Origin of the sequence: Mediterraneibacter hominis (assembly GCF_014287475.1) — a bacterium.
GTDB lineage: Bacteria > Bacillota > Clostridia > Lachnospirales > Lachnospiraceae > Mediterraneibacter > Mediterraneibacter hominis.
The window spans coordinates 277,622-287,425 of record NZ_JACOPF010000004.1; the positions used below are offsets into that span (position 1 = coordinate 277,622).

The following is a 9,804-nucleotide window of genomic DNA, read 5'->3' on the forward strand; positions in this document are numbered from 1 at the left end:
CACCTCGTTTCTGTTTTCATCATAACACAAGATAAGGATAAATGTAAGGGTAAAATTATAATAAGTTATAAAAAGATATAGTTAAGTGGTTGAAATACAAAAACAAAAAGTAAGGATAAAAGTAAAATAATTGTTGACAAGAGGAAAAAACAGGTCTATGATGAGGTTAAGGGGTAAGGAGAAAAGTAATGAAATAAATATAGATGTGGATATGAAAAGGACTTGTCACACTTACCGGACACTCATTCACCATGATTTCAAAAAAGGAGAAATGCAGTATGCAGATTACATTGACAAAAGAACAGGTCAGAGAAGCGTTCGGGGAACTCCGTTACATGGGAGCAGACTACTGCTACAAGTATGATAAGGAAACCCGGAAGAAAACTGAGGAAGTGGAAGCATTGAAACTTCACCTTGGAAGCATGAAACTTGGAAACAGCGTAGATATCCGTCTGGAAGCAACGGAACTTCCCAAGGTAGAGCCTTATACTGTGGTAGAACTGGAAGAACCGTTATATGCCCCTTATGTGCAGAGGGGAAACTTCCCGGTATTAGTGGACAGAATCACCTGTAAGGGTATCCGCACTGTTGCCGGAAAAGGAAACGTGTAAAGGCTGTTCCCGGACATTCTCTGCGGACTGCTCCGTACAGCGTGAAAGGAGCAAAGGGAGCAGAGGAAGTTCCGGGAACGTGGCGAAAGCCACGGCAGACTAGGAAAGGCAGGGATAATAATAACGGAAATAATGAAAATTTCAGAACCCCCCTATACTAACAGGGGGGTAACTCGTCAGAAAGAAGATTTGACAGCACTGATTGACTGGTGTCAGATTACCGTCAAAGGTGTGGACGTATTCACGATTATAGAAGATATCCTGCGGATTCCATTGAGTTTTATGGAACTGCATGGTAAGGAAAAAGGAATTGCCGGACACGAACTGATAGCAAGATTTGACAATATCAAGATTCTGAAACCGACAGGAAATGCACAGTATGAGGGATTCCAGATTCTTATGAGTGGTTCGGGGTGCAGGAATTATGAAAATTTTCTTTTACTGAACAGGGAAACATGGTTTGACTTTCTGGAAAGAGTTTGCAGATACCCGGTGAATTTTCCACGGATAGACTTGGCAATCGACGATAGAAAGCCTTACCTGTCTATCCCGGAATTGATTCGGCTGAAAAATGAGGGGCTGATATCCAGTCAGTTGCGTGACACATCAGAGAACCGTTCCGATAAGCTGAAAGAAGATGAAATAGAAGCACAGGGGAAAACGCTCTATCTCGGCAGTAAACACAGTGATTTTCGGATTACATTCTATGAAAAGGGATATGAACAGGCAGAAAAGTTCGGAAAAGAACTCAACCCGGACTGGAACAGATATGAACTCCGATTCCGGCACAAAAAAGCGGGCAGATTAGTAGAAGAACTTCTGAAAGACAGGGATGTGGCACGGATTGCATTGTCCGTATTAAACGAGAAAGTACGTTTCTTACAGAAGCCGGAAAACAATATGATTACAAGGAAACGGCTCTATCCTACTTATCCCCCGTGGGAAGAACTCATGCAGGATGTAGGGAAGATAAAGCTGACCATGAATCCAGAGAAAAAAACTCTGGAACGGACATGGCGGTGGCTGAACGTAGCAGTTTCGCCCTCATTAAAACTAATGGATAAAATTGGGAAACTGGATAACAGAGATTACATCCGGCAGTTAGTAGAACGGGGGCAGATGAACGAAGAACAACAACGGATATATGAGGACTATAAAAAATCTTTCCTTTTGAGGGAAGAAGAAAGGAGAATTTTTGATAGTGAGTATTAGTGTCTAACATAAACGTATTAGATTATGAAATATAGAATTGTAAATAAATGAATATGGATTTTAGAAAAGATGAAATATAAAGTAAAAAGAGATTAGAACGATACCCTTATCACATCAGTACACTTTATGACAAAAGCAACCGTTTACGATGATTCTGAACTGTTGAATTATGCAGTCCAGACAGGTATAATCTCTTTAGATACCATGCTGAATGATATGGCAATTATGGAAAGAAAAGAAATACTTGCACAGCATGTTTATTCAATAACAACTACAACTGATAAATCGGGAAAAGAAATTTTTTCTACCTATTTACCCAACCCGGACGGTACTCGGCTTTTCAGACGAAGAAATTCTCTTGAGGAATTGGAAAATGTCATTGTAGATTTTTATAAGGCATTACAAGAAGAAATCTACATTGAAAACGTGTTCTATGAATGGATTGACCGGAAACTGGATTTTGGAGAAATACAAAAAGCGTCTTATGACCGTTATGTAAATGACTACAAAAGATTTTTTCATTATACAAATATTCCAATCTCCAAAAAGAAGTTTAAAAATATCAATGAGGATGACTTAGAAATCTTTATTAAAACTACCATTCGTGATTTAGGACTGACTAGAAAAGCCTATGCCGGACTTCGTACATTGATTAGAGGTATTTTTAAATATGGCAAGAAGAAAAAATATACTTCTATCAGCATAACAGAATTTTTCGGAGACTTGGAACTTCCCAATAATCTCTTTAAAAGAAGAATTGTCGATAAGCAAAAAGAAGTATTCATGGAAAATGAAATCCCTCTTGTAATCAATTATTTGAAGCGTAACCCGGATATTTATAACCTTGGAATATTGCTTGCTTTTCAGACAGGGTTACGAGTAGGGGAATTAAGTACCTTAAAAGCAGGAGATTTTTCTGGACGTATTATTAAAATCAGACGTACGGAAGATAAATACCGGGATGAAAATGACAAGTGGGTTGTAGCTGTGAAAGAACATGCGAAAACAGATGCCGGAAACCGTGATTTGATTATTCCTACAACTGCAACAGAAACGATAAATCAAATACTGGCATTAAACCATAACGGAACATATTTATTTGAACGTAATGGTAAACGTATCAGAGGAAATACGTTCAATAAGCGTTTATCCCAAATATGCAAAAAGTTAAATATCCCTCACAGAACAATGCACAAAATACGAAAGACCTATGGCACTACATTGATTGACAGCAACGTGGACGAGGGATTTATCACAGAACAAATGGGACACAGCGACATCAGCACAACAAAAAAGTTATATTATTTCAGCAACAAAACAACGAAAAATAAAGAAAAGCAGATTGAAAATGCTATCTCATTTTAGGAATGATTCCTGTTTGACTACATGCTTGACTACATAGGAATTTTTCAGAAAATGAAAAACGCCGGAATCCTTGAAAATTCAAGGTTTCCGGCACTTCTTGGAACAGGGGATGAGAGAATCGAACTCCCACCAAAGGTTTTGGAGACCCCTATCATACCATTTGACCAATCCCCTACTTTATATGAGACTGATTCATCAGTCACTTGATTATTATACTTTGCCTGCCTTTGGTTGTCAAGCAATTTTGTAAATTTCTCCTGCATAGTTCCATGTACTTGTTCCTGACAATGAACACTTTTATTTATGCTCTTAAACTATACCTCCAAATTGAATGTTTTACAGCGAAATCTATATCAATAAATATAGAATATAATCCTCTTACTTCTTTTATTTAATAGAATAGATACCCTCTCTTTTCAACTCTGAGACCTCAACCATGAAGATTTTCGTGCTTTGTAAGGCAGATGATTGAGGATAATACCACAAATCACGAAAATATCATAGATTGAGGCGTGTGTCCTTGTAAAGATAGGGTAACCTCAGAACAATTATCTTTGAACCACGGTTATCTATAAGTATGGTTATTTACTTATAATGTCATATATACTTTATATACTCTAAAAACAAGGATTGTAATTCGTTATTCTGTTGCTAATTCTTTTTCTGAAATAAGTGCCGAGTCCAATATCTGCATATCTTTATCCTGTATTTCATATCCTTTCTCTTCTGTCTTGACAACATGAAGAGTTACTTTTTCTGCTTCTCCATACTTTAATCCTCCATCACACGCCGATTTTAAAACTTCATAATAAATCTGATACACATCATTTTGCATTTGTTCGTCCGTTGGTATCTCTGCACCTCCCATTACATTATTAGAAATTTGCTCTGCATAATCTTTTGCCTTTTCCTGAAAAGTATCATATGTATCATCAAACAGCGTAATAGGTTTCACCATCACCTCAACTGTATAGTTCCCATCTTCATCTTTTACGCCTTCTCCAACCGTATAACTTACTTTCTTCGCAATATTTTCAAAAAGTTCCCTGTACTTACCTGACAGTTCATCCGGCAACTCCAGTGAATCAAATTCTTCCATAGTTACATTTAAATTATTCTCAAAAATCTGCTTTGCCTCTTTCTCTGATGTATCTGTTAATTCCACATACTCTTGTATTTCATTTTTATAAGATACATCTAAAACCGCTTTTACATAGGCGCTCGCATCAAAACGATTTATGTAGAAATAGTATCCCGCTGCTATTGCAACTGCTAAAATAAGCACCAATGCGATAATCCCATACTGTTTCTTTTTTTTCATTTCTTATCCTCCTTTTTTCTCTGGGCTTGCCACAGTTTAGCATATCTTACAGGAAAAAAAAGAAGAATTCTGTCGGCGCGTATTTATATTTTTTATTCATTTATTAAAACTGATGCTCATTAAATTTGAATGTTATATCTGGAATTTCCGTAGGTTCTCCTATAATAAAGTCTTTTATATAGTTATTTTTCAACAAATCACTGGAGCTGTTTTTTCATTTCTATACAAAACAGGAGCTATTGCTCTGACAGGCTACTCTTCTGCCTTTGCAACAGCTCCTTCGTTGGCTGATCTGCACCTCCGATCAGATATACATGATCACCTTTGGTTTTTCATACAAATCCACTTCATGTTCGCGGATTGCACAGACATGAATTACTTCCCGTACAGTTCGCTTTAGCTTCTATTTCAAGCCTAATTTTTCTTTTAACTCATTGCAGATGTCATATGCGCTATATTCCATTTTAATGGAATAATCATCTGTTTCCGGATGTATTGGCCACCATACCTGCCCTAAAAATGGATTGTACTTCGCCTGTGTACCGTATGTCCATGCCTCCTTGAGACATTCTGGGGCCCAGTGTCCTCCCTGTACAACTGCATTTACACTCATTTCAAATTCATAGCCCTCTGCACTCTTCCATTTGATCGGTGTGTAAATATCCTTCACTTCTTCCGCAAGACACTCTCCGCCTCTGAATTTTGCAATTCCCTGTAAATCTTCCAGCGTCAGTTCTTCCAGGGTCTTGGATTCGTCATAGCCATGATCCAGGAAAGTCTCTTCTTCACTTGGGTGATACAATTTGTATTCATCCCAATCTGGAATATTCTCGAACTGCTCTCTGGAACCATAAAATGCCTTGATCCAATCTTCTTCGTTGTTCTCAATCATCCAATATGTTCCCATTCGTTTATGTCCAATCTGCTTGTTATTCTCAAACATCTGCTCTGCTGTTGGGAACCTCGATGCAATCATTGGATTTCTCGCCATCCTGCGCATTTCTTCACGCACACCCTCCCAGTACTCTTCTGCCGGGATGCAGCGGAAATGAAGAATATCATCCAGTGCTTTGGAGTCCGTATAATACTGACCGTGGAAGTTGTATTTCGCCAGATATTTCGAATCATGCACATCCTTAAATCTAATCTTGAATGCTCCCAGATTAATATCCATCAGTTCCCAGGCCGTCAGCCGGTAGCCTTCTCCACTGCTCAGGTTATAGGCCTTACGCCAGAAACTTTCCGGGACCCAGTCCTCACAAAGATTAGCCATGCAGATTCCAGATTCGATAGATGTAGCCCACTCCAATACATTGTTTGGCGACTGATGTGTAATAATAGGCAGATTTCCTGCCGCTGCGTTTGACGGATGCTGTCCGGTCTGCCGAATACTTACCCAGTGTTTTAAGCCACTGTCGAACACAGCCATTTCTGAAAATACTTTACTCAATGCATAATAATCAAAGAATGATGGACAAATCGGATCACCCACACGTCCAAACTGGATTGGATCCAGCCGGTGTCCGGTCATGGCAACCGTTCCTACATAGGCAAAATGTACTTTATCCGGATCAGGCTGTTCTTTAATTGCTTTTATGATATTCAGTGTAGAACCAATATTGGTATACAAAGTCTCTTTTGGATAATCATCTGCCATCGGAGACACCATCGCCCCAATATGCAGCACATAATCAGATCCTGTTATACATTTGAGCATAGTATCATAATCCGTCATATCTCCCCAGACAATTTCCAATGCCGGGCAGGCATATTTTTTCATCAATTCTCTATTCTTCTTTGAATCCCGCACAATTGCACGCACTTTAAACCTGGAAGACCGGGCAAGCAGCTGTTTTAATGTCTCTTGTCCCATTGTTCCTGAAGCGCCGGTCAAAAATACCGTCTTTTTCGGTTTGAGCGCATCTCTTCTAACCTCTTCCTTATCAAATGTCAGCGCCACATCAAACGCTTCTCTGACGGCATTCAATGCCCGTCTTGCACCATACGCATCTCCTACACAGAAATAAGCAACGCCGCTTTCTCGACAGGCTTCTTCCAGTTCCTTACCGCACCTTGACTTGGATCCAATTGCAATCACTGCATGATCACAGTCAAACGTCAGTGTCTCTCCTGCCTTTTCTGCAATTACCTTACCGTCCTGAATTTCTTTAACAGTGGCTTCACAAACAGGAACAATGCCTGCCGCATATACATTTTCCAGTACACACGCCTTTCTGACACTTCCCAAATCTGCCGCAATTTCCGGAAGCATTTCAAGAATTGTAACTTTACATCCTCTGGCTGCTGCAAATTCAGCCGCTTCCGTTCCTACAAGCCCACCGCCAATAACAACGACCTTTCCGCTGATTTCTCTTGTTCCGGCGAGGACATCATGCGCGTTTGTCACACATGCCAGTTCTTTTCCCGGAATATCTGGAATCAGTGGTTCTGCTCCAATCGCATTGATAAATGTATGTGGCTTCATCTCTCTGATAGTTTCGGCTGTAACCTTTGTATTCAGGCGGATGTCTACCCCGAGTTTCTCTGCCTGTCTTGCCATTAGAAGAACGGCGGCTTCCATCTCTTTCTTACGCGGAGCCTTACCTGCCAATACGAACTGACCGCCAAGTGAATCTCCCGCCTCCATTAAGATTGGATTATGCCCTCTTTTTTTAAGTGTGATCGCCGCTTTCAAACCAGCTATGCCGCCGCCAGCGATCAGAACGGTCTCCGGTTTATCGGTCTGAATAATTTCGCACTCTTTCTCACGTCCGATTGCCGGATTTAACATACATGTAACATGCGGTGTGTCCATATTTTCAAATCCATCATAGCACCCTTGATCACAGCCAATACAATATGTAATCTCGTCTAATTTTCCCGCCTTTACTTTATTTAAGAATTCAGGATCAGCGTACTGTGCCCTGCACATAACAACCATATCTACTTTATCTTCTGCAAGTGCCTTTTCTGCAATATCCGGCGTATTAATTCTTCCGACACCAATCGTAAGCATTCCGGTTCCTTTGCGGATTTTTGCCGCATTGTCAATATTAAATCCCTGCGGTGTATCAATAGATGGTACTTCATATTTAATTCCCGCAGAAATAAAATTCCCTCTTGAAACATCCAACACGTCCACACCTGCATCTTTAGCCCAATTACAAAAAGTAATGGTATCTTCAATGGTCATTCCATTTTCCAAATAGTCATCATGAGCATCAATACGCATAAACAGCGGCATCTCATCTCTCAGGTTTGCACGGATGGCACGAATACATTCTAATGGAAATTTCGCACGGTTCTCCAAACTACCGCCATATTCGTCTGTTCTATGATTCATTCCGCCACTTAAGAAAGAATGAGGCAGATAATTATGTGCACAATGAAACTCTACTGCATCAAACCCACATTCGCTCGCTCTTTTTGCAGCTCTGCCGAAGCACTCCACAACTTCTTTAATCTGTTCACGATTGATTCCCGGCAATGTCATTTCAGCGCTCACTGGCATATCCGAAGAAACAAGTATCTGTGCCGTTTTATCACTACCGACAGCAAGTCCCCCCTGCCATAGCTGAATAGCTGCCTTACCTCCTGCCTCGTGAATCGCATCTACCAGTTTCTTCAATCCGGGCATATATATATCTTCTGAAATTGATAAAAAGTTCCTTGGAGCACTGGGGGTATGTACACTAGACACCTCCACAATGTTTAGTCCGCTGCCGCCCTTAGCCCTAGCTACATGATAATCAATTAATTGATCTGTCACAAAACTCCCCTGCTTTCCAGAAAATTTTGTTCCTGCGGCAGAATAAACAACTCTGTTTTTCATTTCCATTCCACGAATCTTTATAGGCTCAAACATTTTTTCATACATGAAAATCCCTCCTTTTAACTTGAGCTTACCGTTTTTTTCAGTATAGCCTATACACATAGTGTACTGTCAATATTTTGTATAAACCAATTATTTTCAAATATATCGTTTATATTTCCCATAATTTCTAATATTTCTCTCTTTTTTACTTTCAAAACCTTACATTAAGGTGTATACTTTATTTATGAAAATTCAAGAAGTAAGCCAGAAAACTGGTATGAAAAAAAGAACAATACATTTTTATATCAAAGAGGATTTACTGACTCCATCAATCAACAAAGAGAATGGATATTATGACTTTCATGAAGAGGATATTCAACAACTGATTCTAATCAGCAAATTTCGCAATGCCGGCTTTCCTATTTCTACGATTCGTTCCATTATGAAGGAACCTGCAACAGCCTCTTATTACCTGAGCCATTATCTGTCTACATTGAGGAAGCAGAAAGAATATCTTGAAAAGACAATAGAAAGCATCAACTACGTCATTAATACTCTTCCTCTGCAAATACATCTGGACACTTTATATCAAGCTATGCTCAAAGCACAGATTCCAGCCGCAGTCAATAAGGAGGAACTGCGAAGCACCCCTAAGGATTCCAGTGTGCTGAACCGATACTTATGGAGCCCTTTTATCCCAGATGACCTCCAAAATGATTTTCAGGAGTTTTTATGGGCCAAAATCAATCTTCTCGTATCAGAAAGCGACAACACCGACTATGAGACACTTTCCAGATATCTGGATTCCCTCCAGCCTAAAGAACTAGAAGAGCTTTACAAAGGACAGAGAATTCACTTTGCTTATGTGGTATCATTAGATGATAAGGGATGTCACAGCTATGTAGAAACTTTAAAGCAATCTATCTCTCAAAATCTAAAAAAACCACAACTCGTAAATCACTGGAAACGTAATTATCATTCTTTCTATCTGCCTTCCATGCGTATTTATGATTCTTCAAAAGAGCAAAGTATCATTTCACAGATTTCTCCGTTTTTTGCAAAATACAGGGAGAACATCCATAAAGTCTGTACCTATTTATATGAAGATCTGCAAAATCAAGATACCGCATTATTAGAGCAAATGTATCATATCCTAGGAGATTTCCTGGACTTAGAATGTTGCCATCACGCGGCTTTAGAAGCTTTTTCTAGTCTTCGTTTAGAAAAATAGCGGGATAATCTTTTATTGACTATCCCGCTATGTCTATAATACTGACTATTTACAGCGCACAAAAGCTTCTTTCTACAAAAAAAGAACCGAAGTATTCATCCACTTCAGCTCTCTCATTCCACTATACCTTCAAAACTACATATAAAAGAAATCATCATCCAACCTATCACCTGCTTGGTTATGCCCTCGACCTATTAGTAACAGTCAGCTCCATGTGTTGCCACACTTCCACCTCTGCCCTATCTACCTC

General features: G+C 39.5%; 6 protein-coding genes and 1 tRNA gene. 4 read left to right on the top strand and 3 right to left on the bottom strand.

The window, feature by feature from the left end:
- Positions 1-278: 278 nt before the first annotated feature.
- The 3 genes from H8S37_RS15825 to H8S37_RS15835 all read left to right on the top strand — a co-directional run bounded on the left by H8S37_RS15825 (position 279) and on the right by H8S37_RS15835 (position 3,188).
- A complete protein-coding gene (locus tag H8S37_RS15825) occupies positions 279-611 on the top strand; it encodes a hypothetical protein (protein ID WP_040015648.1) in 333 nt (110 codons plus the stop codon).
- Positions 612-743: 132 nt separating this feature from the next.
- On the top strand, positions 744-1,823 hold the full coding sequence (locus H8S37_RS15830) for a replication initiation factor domain-containing protein (protein ID WP_186877030.1): 1,080 nt from the start codon (positions 744-746) through the stop codon (positions 1,821-1,823).
- Between the two features lie 126 nt (positions 1,824-1,949).
- Complete coding sequence (locus H8S37_RS15835; RefSeq protein ID WP_005335404.1) at positions 1,950-3,188, top strand: tyrosine-type recombinase/integrase; 1,239 nt, start codon at positions 1,950-1,952, stop codon at positions 3,186-3,188.
- A gap of 103 nt (positions 3,189-3,291) precedes the next feature.
- Here the strand turns inward: H8S37_RS15835 and H8S37_RS15840 are convergent.
- The 3 genes from H8S37_RS15840 to baiCD form a co-directional block, all read right to left on the bottom strand.
- Positions 3,292-3,362, bottom strand: a tRNA-Trp gene (locus tag H8S37_RS15840).
- A 466-nt stretch (positions 3,363-3,828) separates the two neighbouring features.
- A complete protein-coding gene (locus H8S37_RS15845) occupies positions 3,829-4,509 on the bottom strand; it encodes a hypothetical protein (protein ID WP_186877031.1) in 681 nt (226 codons plus the stop codon).
- Between the two features lie 403 nt (positions 4,510-4,912).
- Positions 4,913-8,386: a bile acid Fe-S flavoenzyme BaiCD gene (gene baiCD, locus H8S37_RS15850; RefSeq protein WP_186877032.1), complete on the bottom strand. Its 3,474-nt coding sequence runs from the start codon at positions 8,384-8,386 to the stop codon at positions 4,913-4,915.
- Between the two features lie 181 nt (positions 8,387-8,567).
- On the opposite strand from baiCD, the gene H8S37_RS15855 reads away from it, so the two are divergent.
- A complete protein-coding gene (locus tag H8S37_RS15855; protein ID WP_186877033.1) occupies positions 8,568-9,554 on the top strand; it encodes a MerR family transcriptional regulator in 987 nt (328 codons plus the stop codon).
- The last annotated feature ends 250 nt before the right edge of the window (positions 9,555-9,804 follow it).

Bases quoted from the DNA above. Each gene is read 5' to 3' on its own strand.
- H8S37_RS15855 (WP_186877033.1), top strand. From the start codon at position 8,568: ATGAAAATTCAAGAAGTAAGCCAGAAAACTGGTATGAAAAAAAGAACA.
- H8S37_RS15825 (WP_040015648.1), top strand. From the start codon at position 279: ATGCAGATTACATTGACAAAAGAACAGGTCAGAGAAGCGTTCGGGGAA.
- H8S37_RS15835 (WP_005335404.1), top strand. From the start codon at position 1,950: ATGACAAAAGCAACCGTTTACGATGATTCTGAACTGTTGAATTATGCA.
- baiCD (WP_186877032.1), bottom strand. From the start codon at position 8,386: ATGTATGAAAAAATGTTTGAGCCTATAAAGATTCGTGGAATGGAAATG.
- H8S37_RS15845 (WP_186877031.1), bottom strand. From the start codon at position 4,509: ATGAAAAAAAAGAAACAGTATGGGATTATCGCATTGGTGCTTATTTTA.
- H8S37_RS15830 (WP_186877030.1), top strand. From the start codon at position 744: ATGAAAATTTCAGAACCCCCCTATACTAACAGGGGGGTAACTCGTCAG.